This window comes from Clostridium saccharobutylicum DSM 13864 (assembly GCF_000473995.1).
In the GTDB taxonomy this organism is placed as follows: Bacteria; Bacillota; Clostridia; order Clostridiales; family Clostridiaceae; genus Clostridium; species Clostridium saccharobutylicum.
This window is the reverse complement of record NC_022571.1, coordinates 4,961,650-4,981,506: the sequence shown is the minus strand read 5'-3', so window position 1 is coordinate 4,981,506 and position 19,857 is coordinate 4,961,650. Positions and strand designations below refer to the sequence as shown.

The 19,857-nt window shown below is 28.0% G+C and carries 16 protein-coding genes, 2 tRNA genes, 1 other RNA gene and 1 riboswitch; of the genes, 14 read left to right on the top strand and 5 right to left on the bottom strand.

Going from position 1 to position 19,857, the window contains the following annotated elements:
• Window positions 1–15: 15 nt before the first annotated feature.
• Entirely contained in the window at window positions 16–531 is a 516-nt protein-coding gene (locus tag CLSA_RS21300; RefSeq protein ID WP_022750706.1) for a helix-turn-helix domain-containing protein, read from the bottom strand.
• Between the two features lie 574 nt (window positions 532–1,105).
• Between CLSA_RS21300 and CLSA_RS21295 the strand changes: the two genes are divergently transcribed.
• The 9 genes from CLSA_RS21295 (at window position 1,106) to CLSA_RS21255 (ending at window position 11,931) form a co-directional block, all read left to right on the top strand.
• Window positions 1,106–2,461, top strand: coding sequence for a sucrose-specific PTS transporter subunit IIBC (locus tag CLSA_RS21295; RefSeq protein ID WP_022750705.1), 1,356 nt, complete (start codon window positions 1,106–1,108; stop codon window positions 2,459–2,461).
• Between the two features lie 408 nt (window positions 2,462–2,869).
• Window positions 2,870–3,868, top strand: a complete 999-nt coding sequence (locus CLSA_RS21290; protein WP_022750704.1) for a LacI family DNA-binding transcriptional regulator — start codon at window positions 2,870–2,872, stop codon at window positions 3,866–3,868.
• Between the two features lie 273 nt (window positions 3,869–4,141).
• A complete protein-coding gene (locus CLSA_RS21285; RefSeq protein WP_022750703.1) occupies window positions 4,142–5,602 on the top strand; it encodes a sucrose-6-phosphate hydrolase in 1,461 nt (486 codons plus the stop codon).
• Window positions 5,595–6,533: a carbohydrate kinase family protein gene (locus tag CLSA_RS21280; RefSeq protein ID WP_022750702.1), complete on the top strand. Its 939-nt coding sequence runs from the start codon at window positions 5,595–5,597 to the stop codon at window positions 6,531–6,533. The genes CLSA_RS21285 and CLSA_RS21280 overlap by 8 nt, the downstream gene beginning before the upstream one ends.
• Window positions 6,534–7,127: 594 nt before the next feature.
• Complete coding sequence (locus tag CLSA_RS21275; protein ID WP_022750700.1) at window positions 7,128–8,390, top strand: HlyC/CorC family transporter; 1,263 nt, start codon at window positions 7,128–7,130, stop codon at window positions 8,388–8,390.
• Window positions 8,391–8,628: 238 nt separating this feature from the next.
• Window positions 8,629–9,072, top strand: a complete 444-nt coding sequence (locus tag CLSA_RS21270; RefSeq protein WP_022750699.1) for a nucleoside deaminase — start codon at window positions 8,629–8,631, stop codon at window positions 9,070–9,072.
• Between the two features lie 188 nt (window positions 9,073–9,260).
• Window positions 9,261–9,352 (top strand) — tRNA-Ser (locus tag CLSA_RS21265).
• Between the two features lie 675 nt (window positions 9,353–10,027).
• A complete protein-coding gene (locus CLSA_RS21260; RefSeq protein WP_022750698.1) occupies window positions 10,028–10,621 on the top strand; it encodes a hypothetical protein in 594 nt (197 codons plus the stop codon).
• A gap of 134 nt (window positions 10,622–10,755) precedes the next feature.
• Window positions 10,756–11,931, top strand: a complete 1,176-nt coding sequence (locus CLSA_RS21255) for an SAM-dependent methyltransferase (RefSeq protein WP_022750697.1) — start codon at window positions 10,756–10,758, stop codon at window positions 11,929–11,931.
• A gap of 163 nt (window positions 11,932–12,094) precedes the next feature.
• Here CLSA_RS21255 and rodA read toward each other — a convergent pair whose 3' ends face one another.
• Window positions 12,095–13,207 (bottom strand): rod shape-determining protein RodA, encoded by a 1,113-nt coding sequence (gene rodA / locus CLSA_RS21250; protein WP_022750696.1) that lies wholly within the window; start codon window positions 13,205–13,207, stop codon window positions 12,095–12,097.
• 265 nt (window positions 13,208–13,472) lie between these two features.
• Window positions 13,473–13,643: riboswitch (M-box (ykoK) riboswitch) on the top strand.
• A 254-nt stretch (window positions 13,644–13,897) separates the two neighbouring features.
• On the opposite strand from rodA, the gene CLSA_RS21245 reads away from it, so the two are divergent.
• From CLSA_RS21245 to CLSA_RS21235, 4 genes are all read left to right on the top strand, one after another.
• Complete coding sequence (locus tag CLSA_RS21245; protein WP_022750695.1) at window positions 13,898–15,154, top strand: magnesium transporter; 1,257 nt, start codon at window positions 13,898–13,900, stop codon at window positions 15,152–15,154.
• A complete protein-coding gene (locus tag CLSA_RS21240) occupies window positions 15,151–16,392 on the top strand; it encodes an Nramp family divalent metal transporter (RefSeq protein ID WP_022750694.1) in 1,242 nt (413 codons plus the stop codon). The genes CLSA_RS21245 and CLSA_RS21240 overlap by 4 nt, the downstream gene beginning before the upstream one ends.
• A 697-nt stretch (window positions 16,393–17,089) precedes the next feature.
• Window positions 17,090–17,356: signal recognition particle sRNA large type (gene ffs / locus CLSA_RS22715), an RNA gene on the top strand.
• Window positions 17,357–17,575: 219 nt separating this feature from the next.
• Window positions 17,576–17,665: transfer RNA gene (locus tag CLSA_RS21235), tRNA-Ser, on the top strand.
• 347 nt (window positions 17,666–18,012) lie between these two features.
• Here the strand turns inward: CLSA_RS21235 and CLSA_RS23545 are convergent.
• Both CLSA_RS23545 and CLSA_RS21230 read right to left on the bottom strand, forming a co-directional pair.
• Entirely contained in the window at window positions 18,013–18,189 is a 177-nt protein-coding gene (locus CLSA_RS23545; protein ID WP_022750693.1) for a hypothetical protein, read from the bottom strand.
• Window positions 18,190–18,347: 158 nt separating this feature from the next.
• Complete coding sequence (locus CLSA_RS21230) at window positions 18,348–18,743, bottom strand: pyridoxamine 5'-phosphate oxidase family protein (protein WP_022750692.1); 396 nt, start codon at window positions 18,741–18,743, stop codon at window positions 18,348–18,350.
• Between the two features lie 132 nt (window positions 18,744–18,875).
• Between CLSA_RS21230 and CLSA_RS21225 the strand changes: the two genes are divergently transcribed.
• Window positions 18,876–19,220, top strand: coding sequence for a winged helix-turn-helix transcriptional regulator (locus CLSA_RS21225; RefSeq protein ID WP_041716410.1), 345 nt, complete (start codon window positions 18,876–18,878; stop codon window positions 19,218–19,220).
• A gap of 133 nt (window positions 19,221–19,353) precedes the next feature.
• Here CLSA_RS21225 and CLSA_RS21220 read toward each other — a convergent pair whose 3' ends face one another.
• Window positions 19,354–19,845, bottom strand: coding sequence for a dihydrofolate reductase (locus tag CLSA_RS21220; RefSeq protein WP_022750690.1), 492 nt, complete (start codon window positions 19,843–19,845; stop codon window positions 19,354–19,356).
• Between the last annotated feature and the right edge of the window lie 12 nt (window positions 19,846–19,857).

The following is a 19,857-nucleotide window of genomic DNA, read 5'->3' as shown; positions in this document are numbered from 1 at the left end:
TAAAAATATCAGTTATTATTTATTTTTAATTAGTTCGTTCATTTCAAATTTAACATAGTGCAAAATCTTATCAGTAAATTCTTTGAATTCAGAATTAGTTAAATTCAAGGTGTTTTTTTCATCATTAATATAGACTAGAGGAATTGTATCATTTTCAATAGCAATTTTAAGGGACTCTTCAGCTTCATCATCTGTTCCTATGAATTCATTAAAATTAATTTTAAATCCACATAGTTTTATAATACTTGCTATTTTACTAATACTTTCATTATCATCAGGTAAACATCTATGTACTGTAGATGCATTTTTAAGATGACTTTGGATTCCTAGAAGATAAGATAAATTAACATTAAGGGCTTTTGCTATTTTATTTAACATTTCAGCGCTAGGTTCTCTATTATTATTTTCGTAATTTGAATATGTTGAGTAAGGTATCTTAAGTATAGCTGCCATATCCTTTTGAGATATTCTTTTCTCTTTTCGTAAAGATTTAATATTATCACCAACTTTAATAATATCATTAACGCCCATACGTACTCACACTCCTATAATATTATGTTAATAATAATTACAGAAATTTGCAACAATTATTTGGAAAAAAATTCAAAAAAATATCTAGTTATAGATTATATTATATATTAATAGCAGAACATACAATAACTTAGAATTATGTGATAAGTGTAGTATATAGTTTTTTCATTTAGGCTATAGAATAAATATGGTCACTGCTCACCTTATAAGTTTAGAATGTTTTGTTTTGATTTTTTGTTTTGATTTTTTGTTGGAAAAAGTTATTTTTTGGGAAAAGATATTACAATTAAAGTTATATAAAATAAGAAATGTGGAACTGATGTCATAGGGGGAAAAATAACCATTGGAAAATGATAGTCAAAAAATTTGGATTAATGATATATATACAAAAAATTAAAATATTATTCAATATAACTTTCATGATAACGATTCAAATGATAAAAATATTTTTTGAAATATAAAAAAATATATTGACATATAATGTGTGGAACTGGTATCATAAAAACAACACAGAGAGTTGTGGTATGTAAAGTATGAAAACGATTTTTAAATAGAGAATAGGGGGATGTTATCTATGAAAGAAAATGTAGTAGCAAAAGAGATATTAGAGAATATCGGTGGAAAAGAAAACATTAAATCCGTTGAACATTGTGCCACTAGATTGAGACTTATATTAAAAGATAAGGAAAAGATTAATGAAAAAGCTATTGAAAATATTGATGGAGTTAAAGGACAATTTTTTGCAGCAGCACAATATCAAATAATCCTTGGAACAGGATTTGTTAATAAGGTATATGATGTAATCGTTAAAGGAGAAGAAAATTTAGCAAATAGTAGTGCAAAACAAGATGCTTATAGTGATATGACATTATTACAAAAGATTTCAAGAACATTTGGGGATGTATTTGTTCCAATAATTCCTGTATTAGTTGCGACAGGATTATTTATGGGAGTAAGAGGACTTCTACAAAACTTAGGTGTACAGATGGGTGATAATTTTGTTCTTTTCACTCAAGTATTAACTGATACTGCGTTTGCATTTTTACCAGCTCTAGTTGCTTGGTCAACAATGAAAAAGTTTGGTGGGACACCAGTTATAGGTATAGTAATAGGATTGATGCTTGTATCACCAAGCTTACCAAATGCTTATGCAGTAGCAGCAGGAACTGCCACTCCAATTAACCTTTCTATACTAGGAATAACTATTCCGGTTGTAGGATATCAAGGTTCTGTATTACCTGCTTTAGTACTTGGAATTATTGCAGCTAAAACTCAAAAGGCACTTAAGAAAGTTGTGCCAGATGTATTAGACTTAATAGTTACACCATTTGTTACTTTATTATTCTCAATGATATTAGGATTATTAATAGTTGGACCAATCATGCATAATGCTGAACAATTAATATTTGGTGCTATTAAGAGCTTTATGGATCTTCCATTTGGAATAGGTGGTCTTATCATTGGAGGTGTTCATCAAATTATCGTTGTTACAGGAGTTCATCACGCATTAAATGCTTTAGAAGTTGAATTATTAGCAAGTACAGGAAAAGATGCATTTAACGCAATGATAACTTGTGGTATTGTAGCTCAAGGAGCAGCAGCATTAGCAGTAGCATTTAAGACAAAAGATAAAAAGAAACGTTCATTATATATTTCATCAGCAATACCAGCTTTCTTAGGAATTACTGAACCAGCAATCTTCGGAGTTAATTTAAGATTTATAAAACCATTTGCATTTGGTTGTGTAGGTGGAGCAGCTGGTGGTATGATTTCAGGAATGCTTCATTTAGCAGGTACTGGAATGGGAGTTACAGCTATTCCTGGTATGTTATTATACATGAACAGCTTAGGTAGCTACATTTTAGTTAATGCAGTAGCAATAGCAGTATCATTCTGCTTAACATATTTCTTCTTTAAGACAGAAGAATAATAAAAATAAATATAGCATATTAAAAATTATGCATTTGGATAGATTTAGTGGAGACTATAGGATTCTACTAGATCTATCTAAATATAATAGGATAATAATCTTACGAGATTATTATTACAAAATATATTATCTTTTTAGATTTATTTAGAAATTAATATGTTTTGTAATAATATAATATTATTCTTAACTAAATAAAGAGTCTAAGTAAATAAAAAAGTATTTAAATATATTTAAAACAAAATTAAGTATACTGATTTACTTGCATCATATGATTCATGTACCTAAATTAGTAATATTACATATATAACTTGATTTTTAATATTATCAAATAATAGGATATAATAATATTAATCAAAAATAACATTAGAAATAATAAGTTGTTATTTTATACGTTATATGGAGGTTATTATGGATCGAAAAGTTACAATTCAAGACATTGCTAACATGGTTAATGTATCCAAAAGCAGTGTTTCTAGATATTTAAATAATGGGTATGTAAGTGAAGAAAATGCTAAAAAGATAAAAGAAGCCATTGAAAAGACTGGCTTTCAAACTAATTTTTTTGCAAAGAGATTAAAAACTAAAAGAAGTAAGCTAATTGGTATTGTGTTACCGAGAATGGATTCAGTTACAGTTGGAAAATTGTTAACTGGAATTAACAGGAGGCTGGAAGAAAATGATTATCAAGGTTTAATATTGATAAGTAATTTAAGTATTGAAAAAGAACTAGAGAATATAAAGAGTCTATATCAACAAGGTGTTGATGGAATCATTATTAATTCTATTGCTATTACTAAGGAACATATAAAATTAGTTAATAAATTAAATGTTCCAATGATTTTTACAGGACAAAAAAATGAATTCACTGATTACATTAAGATAGATGACTATGAAGCTGGAAGAATTATGGGGAATTATTTTAAAGAAAAAGGCCATAGAAATGTTGTTTTTGCAGGTGTAACAGAAGAAGATAAAGCAGTTGGCGTGGAACGTAAATCTGGATTTATAGATGCTTTTACTGAAAATAATCCAGAAAGTAGTGTTGATTTTATAGAGACTGGATTCTCGTTTGAAAAGTCATATGAAATGGCAAAGGAAATGATGAAGTTTAGTCCAACAGGAATAGTTTGTGCAACTGATAATATATGCTTAGGAATACTTAGATATCTGCATGAAAATAATATTAAGGTTCCCGATGAAATTTCATTAGCTGGATTTGGAGGATATGATGTTGGAAGTGTTTTATATCCTACACTTACTACTGTAGCATTTAATTATGATTTAGTAGGAGTCAATACAGCTCAGGGAATTTTAGATCTGATTGAAGGAAAGAAGTTAGATAAACATAATAATGTACCATTAAAGCTCATAGAAAGAGAAAGTGTAAGAATTTTTAGTAGCAAATAAGACTTAGATAATCAGGAATTAGTAGATTTTAAGTGCCTTCAAGAGACTCTAGTTAAGTATATTCATTTATTATTAAAAAATGAACTTTAAGTTAAGGCACAATCCCAAAAATAATAGATCAATATGTTAACCTATTTTGCATCATACTGCGTCGGCAATTTCAGTTAATAGTCTACTATGAATTGAAATTGTCTCCTTGTCTGACACAAAATATACGTCTCATCTTTGAATTATTATTTTCTTTGATGTGCCTAAATGAGGAAAGAGGTAATTATGCTAAATCAAGATTTATATCAAAAGGTAGAAGAGAATTTAAATAATTATTATAGTAATAAAGACAACAACATATGGCGAAATAATTTTCATATAGAAATGCCATTTGGGTTAGTTAATGATCCTAATGGATTGAGTTACTATAATGATAAATTTCATATTTTTTATCAATGGAATCCATTTGGATGTGAACATAAGAATAAACATTGGGCACTAGTTAAAACAGATGATTTTGTTAATTTTACTAAGCCGGAAATAATTCTAAAGCCAGAAGAATGGTATGATAAAAACGGATGTTATTCTGGTGGTGCATATGTAAAAGATAATACTTTAAAATTATTTTATACAGGAAATGTTAAAGATGAAAATAATAATAGAGAATCTTATCAATGTATAGTTGATTATCATAAAGATGGAACTTTTGAAAAGAGAGGACCTATAATAACTAAGCAGCCTGAAGGATATACTGCACATTTTAGAGATCCGATGATATTTATTCAAGATGGAGTTTATTACATGGTACTTGGAGTTCAAACTGAGAATTTAAAAGGAAGAGCTCTGATTTATAAGTCGGAAGACATTGAAAATTGGGAACTTGTCGGAGAGTTAAAGACAAATATGAATGAATTTGGCTATATGTGGGAATGTCCTAATATGGTTAAGTTAGATAAAACTAAATATGCATTTTTATTTTCACCACAAGGATTAGAAGCTGAGGAATTTAGATATCAAAATATATATCAATCAGGATATATAATTGGAGATTTAGATTTAGAAGAAGTATCCTTAAAGAACCATAGTGAATTTAAAGAAATAGATATGGGATTTGATTTTTATGCACCACAAGTATTCACTCATGATGGTGAAAATATCATGATTGGATGGGTAGGTATGCCAGATAAGGACAATGAATATCCAAGTTCAGATAATGGCGGCTGGATGTTTCCGTTAACTTTACCTAGAGTTCTAGAATATAAGGATAATGTATTATATCAAAGACCATTAAAGTTAGTAGAAAATCTAAGAAAGTCACAAATTGTAAATATTAATAATTTAACTTTTTGTAATTATAACTTAAAATTAGATTCAAGAAATGTAGAAATAAAGTTAGATTTTGATTTTGATGAAAGTAATGTTATAGAGTTGAAGTTTAAGTTTAAAGATGAATATATATCTTTAGTTTATGACAAAAGAACTGAAATATGCATCATAGATAGAAATAATATGAAATTAGGCGGAAAAGGGATTAGGAAGTTTAAATTAAAGACTGATAAATCGTTAAGTTTACATATGTTTCTTGACAATTCTGTGATGGAAATATATTATGAAAAAGGTTTACAAACAACAACATTAATGTACTTCCCTAAGGAAGACGAATTAGAAGTAGAAATTAAAAGCGATAATAAACTAAAATTAAACGAAGCAATCGTTTGGAATTTGAGGGGTGTTAAGTATGAATAAAAACATTTTTTGCATTGGGGAACTTTTAATTGACATGGTTTGTGTTGATAATAAAGGCCTAAAATATGGTGAAAAATTCGAAAAGAAAGCAGGAGGAGCACCAGCTAACGTTGCGGCAAGTATTACTAAGTTAGAAGGAAATGCTTATTTCTTAGGTCAAGTTGGAGATGACTTCTTCGGAAAATTTTTAATTGGATTATTAAATGATTTGAATATAAATACTGAAATGGCAGTAGAAAAAGGAAGCACTACAATGGCCTTAGTTGGAATAGATGCAGATGGAGAGCGTAACTTCGATTTCTTAAGAGGAAGCGATGGAGAATATTCATTTGATAATGTTGATACATCAAAGATAACAGCAACAGATATAATTCACTTTGGATCAGCTACAGGATTTTTAGAAGGTGAATTAAAGAAAACATATTTTAAATTATTAGAATATGCAAAGGAAAACAATATTTATGTATCGTTTGATCCAAATTATAGAGATGCATTAATCAAAGATGATATGCTAGATCAATTTATAGCAGATAGTAAGAAATTTTTAAAGTATAGTGATTTCACTAAATTAAGTGATGAAGAATTATACTTAATAACTAAGGAAAAGGATCTTACAGCTGGAGTTAATAAGTTACATGAATTAGGAGTTGGTGTAGTAACTATTACTTTAGGAGCTGAAGGAACTTACTTAAGCGTTAAGGGTGAAAATGCAGTAATTCCATCAATCAAGATTAAACAAGTAGATTCAACAGGAGCTGGAGATTCATTTGTTGGAGCTGTATTAAAGCAAGTATCTGAATTTGAGGATAAGAAAAACATTAGTATGGAACAATGGAAAGAAATAGTTGCATTTGCTAACAAAGTAGGAGCAATAACATGTACAAACTATGGAGCAATAGCATCAATGCCTACATTAAGTGAAGTGCAATAATAAGTTATAGCAATTATTTACCGAAAGAAAGTGTTCTCTTTTTGCTCGGTTGCTAGAGAATATAGATGTGGATTTCTAACATTGTAAGTTGCATCCACTTTTGTATGTTCCCAATATTTATTGGGACAAGCAAAGGTAGAATAACTTATAATGAAGAAATGCTACATCCATATTTTCAAAGCAACACTGTGCAGAAGAGAACACTTTTTTCTAGTTAAGATGTATTTTCAAGCATATAAAATAAAACGATAAGTCCAAAAGGTTATGATTATTTTTTTCATAATGCAAGGAAGTGAATTGATGTTATAGTGAGCTTATCAAGGTAATTTGCTGACTTAACATGACTGGAAATAGGTTTGTCAGAAGGATTTTTTATTTTTTAAATGTGTCTTAGCTAAAAATTAAAGTAGAGTAATGACTTAATGAAATAAGAAAATTTGATATATGGTTCTAATACTATGTATTAATTCCCAAATCACTAAATATAGTAATATAAGTTAATAGGATGAAATTGGCAATTATATTACTTTGATTTATAATATGATATAATTAAAGTAAAATATAAATTTTGAAATTTTAGGAGAGTGATTATTTTTGGACCCTAGTTATACGTGGCAGATAATTAGTTTGATTTTACTGATAGTATTATCTTGCTTATTTTCAATGTCAGAAACTGCACTTATGTCTTTGAACAAAATAAGATTAAGACATATGATTGAAGAAGGGGTGCCAGGAGCTGAATTGGTAGAAAAACTTACTGAGGACCAAAACAAGCTTTTAAGTGCGATTTTAATAGGAAATAATGTAGCTAATATAGGAGCATCATCAATTGCAACAATGGTTGCAACAAATATTTTTGGAAGTAGTGGAGTTGGAATTGCCACTGGAATAATGACTATATTAATACTTATTTTTGGTGAAGTAACACCAAAATCTATAGCTAAACAAAATCCTGAATCAGTATCATTAAAAGTTGCCAAGTTTATAAGATTTGTAGTAGTAGTGTTTAAACCGATAGTTTACATTTTTGCAGCCATTTCTTCATTGGTGATTAGAATTCTTGGAGGAAATCCTAATGAATCTGAATCATCCATAACGGAAGAAGAATTAAAAACTATGGTTGGCGTTAGTGAAGAGGAAGGCGTTTTAGAAAATGTTGAAAAAGAAATGATATTTAATGTATTTGAATTTGCGGATCAACAAGTTAAAGATATAATGGTTCAAAGAGTGGATATTATTTCTATTGATGAAGAAGCAACTTATGATGAAGTAATGGAAGTAATAAAGAATGAGCAATTCTCTAGAATTCCTGTTTATAATCAAACTATAGATAATATTATAGGATTTTTAAATGTTAAAGATCTTGCTATGGTTGAAAATGCAAGGGAAAACTTTAATGTAAATAAATATATTAGAGAACCATTCTATACATTTGAATTTAAGAAAATTGTAGAATTGTTTAAAGAAATGAAAAAATCAAGAAATCATATTGCAGTTGTATTAGATGAATATGGTGGAACTGTTGGAATAGTCACAATTGAAGACTTAGTAGAAGAGATAGTTGGAGAAATTGAAGACGAATATGATGAAGAGAAGAAGTCTGTTCAAGTTATAAGGGATAACGAATATGTAGTTGAAGGAAGTGTGAAATTACATGAGATTAGTGAATTAATTGGGGTCGATATAGATTCTGAAGAATTTGATTCTGTTGGCGGATTTATGATTGGAGAGCTTGGTAGAATGCCAGAAGAGCAGGAAGAAGTTGCGATAAATAAAACAAAATTTATTGCAGAGAAGATAGAGAAAAACAGAATTAAAAAAGTTAGAATATTTACTAATGTTGAAGAGGAAAAATAAAATAAATGGATATTAGTATATTAATTAAAAAATAATGATTGAAGTGTTAGGATTAATATATAAGATAAAAAGATTACTGTATACATTTTTCAGTGATCTTTTTTTGTTGTAAGATATAAATTTTAGTTTTAATTTTTTATATAAACTTAAAATTTTATTTAGATAATATAATTTAGGTAGTAAGATATATGTGAAATAATATTTAAGAAATTTTAATATAACGATAAGGAGATTAAATATGATAGATTTCATGGAAATTGCTAAGAAACAAGCAATTTTAGCAATGGAAAAAGGAGAAATTCCAGTAGGGGCTGTCATTGTAAAAGATGGTGTAGTTATAGCAAAAGCTCATAACTTAAAAGAAACATTAAATGATACTACAGCACATGCTGAAATTTTAGCAATAAGAAAAGCATCGAAGTTTCTTGGCGATTGGAGACTCAATGGTACCGAAATGTATGTAACACTTGAACCTTGCCCGATGTGTGCTAGTGCTATTGTTCAAAGTAGAATATCTAAATTATACATAGGAACTTTTAATAAAGATATGGGAGCTTGTGGTTCAACAATTAATATTCTTGATAACAGAAGGTTAAATTCTTTTGTTAATGTTAAATGGACATATGATGATGAATGTTCTGATTTATTAGTTGAATTTTTCGACAAAAGAAGAAAACAATAATATTTAATGTAATAAACTTGATAACTTTAAGATTGATATGAATTATATAATTATAAATTGAGGATATGGTAAATAGAAGTATGATATTAATAGTAAAAGTGCTTTTTGTTTGATTTAATAAGGTGTATAATTATCTTGTGTGTTTATTTGTGTAATATATGTAAAATAAATGAATTGAAAAATTATATGGAGAGATGGCTGAGTGGTTTAAAGCGATGGTCTCGAAAATCATTGTACTCAAACTAGGGTACCGGGGGTTCAAATCCCTTTCTCTCCGCCAAAATATTTATTTGAGTTTAGCGCTTTAAACCTTATATTACTAAGGATTGTAGCACTTTTTATGTTTTAATATTTTACCTAATATAATCTTATGCTCAATAGTTATTTTAATAAAAAATTGCAAGCAAGAAATTGTGTTGAGGTCTATTTGAGTTTTTTATGGCATAAATTTTTTTATATGAAAATATATTAATATAAATGTATGTTAAAGCGGAAACACTACTGATTAACATAAATGCATGGAAAATGAAGTTAATGGAAAAAAACATTAGGAAAGTAACAGAAAAGGAAATGTTGTTATGAATTCATTTGTTGAATTATTAGAAAATATGTGATATATTAGCACTAACTGGTATGACCACTATGTCGGCGATTTTTACGGAATAAGTGACCTTTGAAATATTTTAAATAAGTAATTATTATTTTAATAGCATATTTTTTAGGAATAATAATACAATTGCTTTTTAACATTATCTGTACCGGAAATATTTTTAGAGTTAATTTTATTTTTTAACTTTGTTTTTGATATAGTTAAAACTGAAATTATTGAAGACATATGCGAAAGGTTAATATCGTGTATGTCATTTTTATTTATTACTATTTGAGTTGGTCTAATGATATTCTTTGAAATCATTAAAGATTAAGTTTTAATTAAATTATTTATGGAGGAATTATTATGATTACTAATAAAGAGAATTCAAAAAAAAATATAAGTCCGATTAATAGATTATTTAATTCTATTGATAATTTATTAATTGAAGAAAGAGAACAAAGATTAAAATCAAAATTGGGCAAGGAAATAAAAAACTGTATATTTACAGATGAAATTGTAGCGAGACTTAATGAAAATGATTTTTCGGGTGTAGTTGATGAACAAAACAATATAGTGGCGCTTTTTTCTAGTATATTTCCTGTGTTTATAAAAAATGGAGATATTATATTTAGATTATATAAGCATAAAATTGAAGTTGATTTATCTGATGAAATGCGTGATAGATACATATATATGTTCTCTGATGGAAGATTAACTTCTGGATTATTTCAATGTTTTACTCTTAGTGATGATGAATATATATATGGAATAAAGAGAATAATTGATTCTATTCCACTATTTAAAACTGCTATTATTGATACATTAGAAAACTTTAAAAAAAATATGGACATACATAATAATAAAATTGAGAATTCAAAAAACAGACAACCATTAGTAGAAAAAAATTATAATCAATTATTCAATTATTTATCAAAAAGTAAAGAGAATAACATTTAAAAGAAATATATAAATGGTAAACTGCGTTCAAAATGTAAAGCTATGTGAAATAGTAATGAAGCTAATAAAGTAAATCGTTAAATTTAATCTAATTTTTAGATTTGTTAATTAAATAAAAATGGGAGATGAATGTCATGATTATTGACAAAATATTTTACAAAACATTATTTAAAAATTTATTTTCAGATACCTTTGAACTAAAACTTTGGGATGGTAGTTCAGAAGTTTATGGACAAGGAGAAAGCCAATTTAAAATAATTTTTAATGAACCTATTCCTAAAGCTGATATTATTAAGGATCCTTCATTAACTTTTGGTGAAGCATATATGACCAAAAAAATAGATATCGAGGGAAGCGTTCAAAAAGTTATAGAATCTTTATATAATAATAAAGAGAGTTTTTTAAGCAATAGTGATAAATATGCAAATTTACTAAAGATGGCTACAAATAATATTAAGAATAGTAAAAAGAATATTGAATTTCATTATGATATTGGAAATGACTTTTATAAATTATGGTTAGATGATACCATGACATATTCTTGTGGTTACTTTAAATCTGCAAATGATTCACTAACTCAAGCTCAAAAAAACAAAGTAGAACATATTATTAAGAAATTAGATTTAAAAGAGGGTGAAACCTTATTAGATATAGGCTGTGGCTGGGGTGAATTGATTATTACTGCAGCTAAAAAATATAAAGTAAAGGCTATGGGGATAACTTTGAGTTCTGAGCAGTTATCTAAAGTTAATGAAAGAATAAAAAATGAAGGACTAGAGGATCTAGTTGAAGTTCAACTTACAGATTACAGAGAGCTAAAGAATAAAAAGTTCGATAAAATAGTTAGTGTGGGCATGTTAGAACATGTTGGGAAAGATCATCTTGCAGAGTACTTTTCAACTATAAATAATTTGTTAAATGAAAATGGAGTATCCTTACTTCATTGTATAACAGCCATAGAAACCGGAGGAAATAATACTTGGATAGATAAATATATTTTCCCAGGTGGATATATTCCAGCAATTACAGAATTAATAGAATATATGTCAAATGAGAAGTTTGATGTCATTGATGTAGAAAATCTAAGGTTGCATTATGGAAGAACTTTAGAAAATTGGGCAAGGAATTTCGAAAATGCACTACCTGAAATAAGAAAAACGAAGGATGAAACTTTTATAAGGATGTGGAGATTATATTTAAATTCTTGTGCAGCATCTTTTAATTGTGGAAATATAAACATTCATCAATTTCTATTTAATAAAGGGGTAAATAATGAATTGCAATGGACTAGAGATTATATGTATAAATAAATTTGTATAAAGCATTTTGTTCATTTAATTCTAGCTTGTTTATTAGCTGATTGATATTTTATTAGAAAATGTTTATTGTATTATAAGTGGTTTAAACCTTATATTTAGGTTTAAACCACTTATAATATTTAAATGTACTTTAGAATTTTAATATTACAATATTTTAGAAGTTAATTTTACTTTTTCTCATACCTACATTTAGCACCAATCCCAAAGACATAAAGTTAACGAGTATTGAGCTGCCACCATAGCTCATAAACGGAAGTGTAATTCCTGCAACCGGCATAATTCCAATAGTCATACCTATGTTTTGAAGTACTGAAAATAAGAATCCAGATGCTGTACCAACACAGATAAGGCGACCGATAATATCTTTAGACTGCTTGGCCAACTTAAGCATTCTATAAATCAAAATAACATATAATAATATAAGAAAAAGGGCACCTAGAAATCCCCACTGTTCTCCAACAGCTGCAAATATAAAATCTGTATGAACTTCGGGAATAAATCCACCAGATGATTTAATGCCTTTTAGAAATCCATCTCCAAATAAACCACCAGAACCTATACTTATTATAGATTGCATTAATTGGAAGCCTGAATTTTGTTGATATGATTCTGGATCTAAGAATACTAGAATTCTCTGCCTTTGATATGGTTTTAATATGTTGCTAAACCATAGAATAAAGCTTAATGGGACTGTAGATAGAAATCCTGCTGCAATAATTTTTAGATTTAAACCTGAAATGAAATATATACCTAGAGTAACAAAAAAACAAATAAGAGTCATTCCTAAATTAGGTTGAATTATTATTAGGAACATTGGAATAAAGGCATATATGGATAAAATAAGAAAGTTCTTTGGAGTATTTATATTTCCATCCATATCATCTAATTTTTTTGCTAGAATTAATATTAATCCCAACTTTACAAATTCGCCGGGTTCTATAGCTCTATTCCCAAGTCGTATCCATGATGATGCTCCTTTTACAGCTTTGCTAGTTATATCGTTATATAATAAAAGTATTACTCCAGACCAGTAAATTAACTTAGAATATATTCCTATCATATTATAATTAAATAATAAAATAAAATATATTATTGCTATGCCTAAAATTAACCATAATATTTGTAATTTAGCATAGTAAAATCCAAGAGTTGAATACGTTACACTATAAATATTTATAATTCCAAAAATAGTAATAAGAAGAGCTGTAATAATCATAGGAGTATCTAGTTGTTTAAGAAGTTTTTTGCTAACTAAAAATCTGTTCATCTTAAATTCTCCTTTAAAATTTTAACAAATAAATGTATTTATATGATAATTATGGAATACTAAATAATAATAATCAATTACTTGTATTAAAAATTAATTTATATGTAATATTTAATATTTAACTGACAGCTTTTTGAACTTAAGATAATTAATTGACGATATAATAGTTTAGATATAATTGCTTAATATCCAAGATGATTCAAGGATGTTATTTTTGTTATTGACTTACCAAGTAGTAGATAGTAAAATAAGTTGAAATTAAAAATAAAATCTTTGTTAGGTGAGGCTCCTATATAGATACATGCTGCTGCCCGGAAACGTCGAAAGACGCCAATGGGTCAACAGGTATTGCCGGATTAAGGTTCTACTTAATGTAGCCGAAGACCGTAGGTTTTCTATGCTATATAGTGCTAAAGCTCAACGAGTGAAGGAAATGTCGCAATTATATGATTAAAATAATTACGTGTATTTGTAACGTTATTGTTTAGGTTATTATCCCTTCACTTAAAGTGGAGGGATTTTTTTATTTTATAGAATTTAGCTTAACTGTTTAGTAAAGGAGGTGCATCCAAATGGATGACTATGATACGGATAAGTGTGATATGAATTTTTATTTAGGTTCAAGTAATACTATTTTTATGGGCATTAATTGGATGTACTTTTGATGCCCTAATTGAAAGGGTGAATAATATGGAAAAAGCAACAAGTTTCTTTTTTAGCAAAATTCTTCATAAGCCAATTCAAAATATATCAGGACAAGTAATTGGTAGATTAAAGGATCTTATACTTGATTTTAGTCAATCAAATCCTACTGTAATGTATATACAAATTACAAATGGAAGAAAATCTTTTTATGTATCAGCAGAAGCTCTTGATATATTAAGAGATGAAAAAGAAAGATATATAATTAAAATTAATAGTGAACGTCTTATAATAAAATTGCCACATGAAAAAGATATTTTTTTAGTAAGAGATTTTTTAGATAAACAAATAGTCGATATTAATGGTAAAAAGGTAGAACGTGTTAATGATGTAAGGCTTGGAAATATAAATTCTAAGTGGCAGCTTGTAGCTGTTGATATAGGAACAAGAGGCTTGCTCAGGCGACTTGGCGTAGAGTATCTTTTTATTAAGTTAATAGGAGCTTTTAAATGTAACTTAAGAAATAAGTTAATTATTTGGGATAATGTTCAGACTTTATCTACAAACGTTAATAATTTACAACTTCATATGCCGGCAAATAAAATTGAAACTTTGCATGCAGCAGATATAGCGGATATAATTGAGGACCTTGATAATACAAGTAGAAATATACTATTTAATAGTTTAAACAATGAAAAAGCAGCTGAAGTTCTTGAGGAAATAGAAACTGATGTCCAAGTAAATTTATTAAAATCCATGTCAGATGAAAAAGCTACTGACATTTTTGAAATCATGCCATCAGATGAAGTTGCTGATATCCTTGAGGAAATAGAGGAAGATAGAGTAGAAAAGCTGTTAACTCAAATGGATACAGAAAGCCAAGGCGAAATCAGAGAACTTATGGAGTACGAAAGAGAAACAGTGGGAAGTATAATGTCTAAGGACTTCTTAACATTTTTACCGGATGTAACGGTAAGTGAGGTTTTAAAGTGGATTGAAGATAACAGCCCTGATGAAGAGGAAAGTTACTATATATATATTACAAATGATAAAGATAATCTTATTGGTATACTTTCTCTATTTTCACTTATTACTTCAGATAAAAATACTAAACTCTATAATGTGATGGGGTCTCAGCCAAAAACATTAAAAGATGAGGATGAAATAGAGGATGCTCTTAGTATAATGCAAAAATATAATCTTATAGGTATGCCAGTTATAGATGATGAGGCTAAATTAATAGGAGTAGTATCATTAAATGACAGCATTTACGAGTATACAAGATTAAGGAGGGCAATAATATGAAGAAGACATTGTCTAATAGATTCAAAAAGTTACTTTTCATTATGACAATTATTGGGCCAGGACTAATTACTGTAAACGCTGGTAATGATGCAGGTGGAATTACAACATATGCATCAGTTGGAGCTTCATATGGGTATAAAATGTTATGGGGACTTTTGTTAATTACATTTAGTCTTGCAGTAATACAAGAAATGAATGCAAGAATGGCAGTAGTAACTGGTAAAGGATTGTCTGATTTAATTAGAGAAAAGTTTGGAGTTAAACTTACTTTTTTTGCAATGGCTATTCTTTTAATTGCTAATATGGGAGTTGTCTTTGGTGATTTTGCAGGTATTGCAGCAAGTTTAGAACTTTTTAATGTAAATAAATATATATCAATACCTATTGCATCTATAGCAATTTGGTTTTTAATAATGAAGGGATCTTATAAAAAGGTAGAAAATATATTCTTGCTATTTACATTTGTATTTTTTACTTATATTATTTCAGCATTTTTGACTAAACCCGATTGGGGAGTTGTTGCTAGATCTATGGCCACTCCAACAATTGAGTTTAATACAGGTTTTATTTTAACATTTATAGGAATGATTGGTACAACAATTACTCCATATATGCAATTTTATTTGCAATCATCAATAGTAGATAAAAAATTAAGTATATCTGAGTATAAGTATGAAAAACTTGATGTTTATTTAGGAGCATTTTGGGGAAATGCAGTAGCATTTTTTATAATTGTTTGTACAGCAGCAACACTTTATAAAGCAGGTATAACTATAGGTTCTGCACAGGAAGCAGCAATGTCTTTAAAGCCATTAGCAGGGGAATGGGCATACATACTTTTTGGTGCTGGATTATTTGGGGCATCAGTCCTTGCTACAGCTGTTATTCCGCTTTCAACATCTTATGCAATATGTGAAGCATTTGGATGGGAAAGTGGTGTTGATAATGATTATAAGGATTCACCAGCATTCTTTAGTATATATACTGGTATAATTGTAATAGGTGCTTTATTTATACTTATTCCTGGAATATCACTTATGCAAATTATACTTATAAGTCAAGAAATAGCTGGAATGCTATCTCCAATTATATTAACATTCATGATAATTTTGATTAATGATAAAAGAATAATGGGTAAGTATGTTAATAATAAAACGCAAAATATCATATCTTGGGCAACAGTTATATTTATTATAACTTTATCATTAATTTTATTTGTATCACCACTTATTTCATAATTTGAATATTAATCAATAAAAAACAAATATATATAATATGTTATTAAAATTATGTTAGTTAATAAATGAGTCTTTTTATTTTAATATTTTAATTATTAAAACATATTATAATAGCGTATATAAAATTTATTAAATAAATTTTATATACGCTTTTTCTTGTCTTAAGTACAATTTATTGCTGTTTAAGAAAAATAATAAAAATTTATATTATTATATGTACTATAAATTATAATAGTTAGTATGAATATTATTAATAAAAAAACAAATAATATAAAAGTAAATTTATATGTTTTAGATATTATCTTTGATTGAGTATAAAAACTAGTTAGTACAAGTTATGGAATTTAAAAAGTAAAACTTATAATATGTGTAATTTATTCAAGAGTAATTAGGTGGTGGTAATGTATTGAATTTTAACCACTATAATTTAAATAATTTTACTGTAGAATAATCTTGAATTTAGAAGACGTATATGTTATTATTAACAAGTATCCTTAATAACATATTTCAAATATGTTATTAATAAGTGATATTTAATTTACAAAGTATAGTGATATATATAGTATTACTATAAAAGTATGCATTTTATTAAAGACTAATGAGCAATGAATAATATGGTCTGATGTCCACTGGGGACTAGACTTTTTCACAAGAGTGAAAAGTTATGGAGGTTCAATCCCTCTTCATTCCACCATTGCCATGCTAGATGGGGAGTTAGCGGTGCCCTGTAACCTGCAATCCGCTATAGCAGGATTTAATTCCTCGCTTAGGTATTAGCGATCTATAGTCTGACTTTTGTAAGTGGTGTTGATGACTGGGTCCCACGCAACGGAAGCCCATGAACCTCGTCAGGTCCGGAAGGAAGCAGCGATAAGTGGTCACTTTCGTGTGCCGTGGATCAATCTGGTCTGAGCTAACTGCAAAAGTAACGTATGGAGAACTAATAACGAAGCGAGGTGCATGGTTCAATTTAAATCTTTAATAAGATTGATTAGAATTTTTCGAATAAAATAGGTTATTCTTCAATAGGATTAACAATATAGGACAAAAATCAATAGGATAAGAAAGTAAGGGAATTTCATTTATGAAATGCCCTTATTTTCTTTTATAAGCATAAATATTAAGTTGAATTAAAAAAACTTATATGATATTATAGAAAAGCATAAAGTTAGAAATAAATTATGGAGAGATGTCCGAGTGGTCGAAGGAGCACGCCTGGAAAGCGTGTATAGGGGCAACTCTATCAGGGGTTCAAATCCCCTTCTCTCCGCCAACTACGAAATACTTATAGTGTCACTTACGCACGGTATAAGAGAGCACACGCTTAGCTATGAAAAAATAGCTAGTGTGTGTTATTTTTTTGAAAAAATATATCTATTTGATATATTAATGAATGAAAAGTGTTAAATTGACTAACAAAGCGACTGTATAGACGATAGTTTTTAGTAACCAAAACAAATGCATGACTTTTATTTTGGTTAACTATAGTATAAGTTGTTTATCTATGCAATCCTATAACAAGCAAAGAGAAGGTATTATAATCTTTGTAAATAAAAATTATAATACCTTCTCTTTGCTTATTATATTACTCATATTATTAATCTCCAAACGGTGCTAAAGCTATGCAGTTTTTTTTATATGTTTTTCTTGATTTATGTCTTTTTGATCCATATTTTTAAGAATATTAGTTAAATTTTTATAGTCATCTGTAGTAAGATTTGGTCGACTAGATAAACTATATAGCATCGCTTTTTTAAAGTTTTCAAAACTAAATATTTCTTTAATAAATTTTATCATATATGCTTTTCTCCATTCAAAGTTTATTTACGATTACAATAGATATACTTCTTTGATGAATTTTATTATGAACTCATCAAAGAAATCAAATACCTTTTATGAAGCAGGCATTTGATTTTTGATTATTATATCATAATTTTAAGTTATGTTTTTTATTATTATAATGAGAATGTTTCAGGTTCTCCTGTAAATGAAGAAATAGTGGCAGTACCTTTTGTAAAATAAAGAACAGCAAAAATACCATCATTAATGTTATACATAGATTTTAAAACTGGAATAGTTTCAAGTGCAAGTTCTTTTACTTCACGTCTATCATCGTTTGCTACCTCACCACTAAGACGAATCCATTGACCTTTTTTGTTCATCCCACTGATTTCAACTTTTGGATTTTGAAGCATTTGTTTGAAACATTTTTTAGTATTGTTTGTTACGATATATAATTTGTGTTCATATTCAAAGACAGCACCAAATGGTCTTACCCTTGGTTGATCACCTTCATTAGTTGCTAGGTAAAAAGTACCACAATCTTTTAAGAATTCTAAAGCTTTATCCATATTTATTGCTCCTTTCATGTGCGTGTGTTAAAATTTAATTATACATAAATGATAACATGTACAAAAATAATAACAAGTACGATTATTTACTTTTGTTAGTATCAAATATATACTAAAGGAAGGAGATAAATGATGGAAGATAATAATGAGTTATTTGGAAAATGTCCATACTTTACAGCTCAAAAAGTATTCTCAGGTAAATGGTCTATATTGATAATTTATCATTTGAGTGAGGGGACTTTGAGGTATGGAGAACTTCAGAGGAAAATGGATAATATTACACAAGCTACGTTAACAAAACAATTAAGAATGCTTGAAGATTATGGGTTGGTTAGTCGTAAAATTTATTCAGAGATACCACCTAAAGTTGAGTATTCTTTGACGGAATTGGGAGTAGACTTTATTCCAGTGCTTGAACAGTTTAAAGTCTGGGGAGATAAATATATTGAAACAATAAATACTAAAAGCCACAATTGAATTGGTAGGTAAGATGGGAAATGTGATAATTTCTCAATGATATCCACAATAAGAGTACATAAGTTTGAATAAAATGTGCTCTTATGTGGATATTTTTTTAGATTCTAATTAGTATGAGATTTAACGATATGTATTACTTTCTTATTAAATTTATAAATGTGTAATTTAATCCGTTTTTTTCATCAGTAAATTTCTCAGAAGTAAATTCTGATTTAAATTCATCGTAATTAATTTGTGGAAAATATGTATCTCCTTCAAAATCAGTATCTATTTTTGTTAGATACAATTTATGAGCATAAGGTAAAAGTTGTTTATAAATTTCAGCCCCTCCAATTACAAAAACTTCATCTTCGCAGTTTGAATATTTTTCAATAAGAGTATCTAAATCATTAACTACTTTCACTTTATCAGAGTCAACTTTAAAGTTTTTGTCTCTAGTTAAAATTATATGTTCTCTATTTGGTAAGATTCCAGGAAGTGATTCAAAAGTTTTCCGTCCCATAATCATTGATTTTCCAGACGTTATGCTTTTAAATCTTTTTAAATCTTCTGAGATGTGCCATATTAACTTATTGTCTTTTCCAATAACATTGTTTTTGGCAATTGCAACAATTATTGATAGCATTTTTAATTCCTC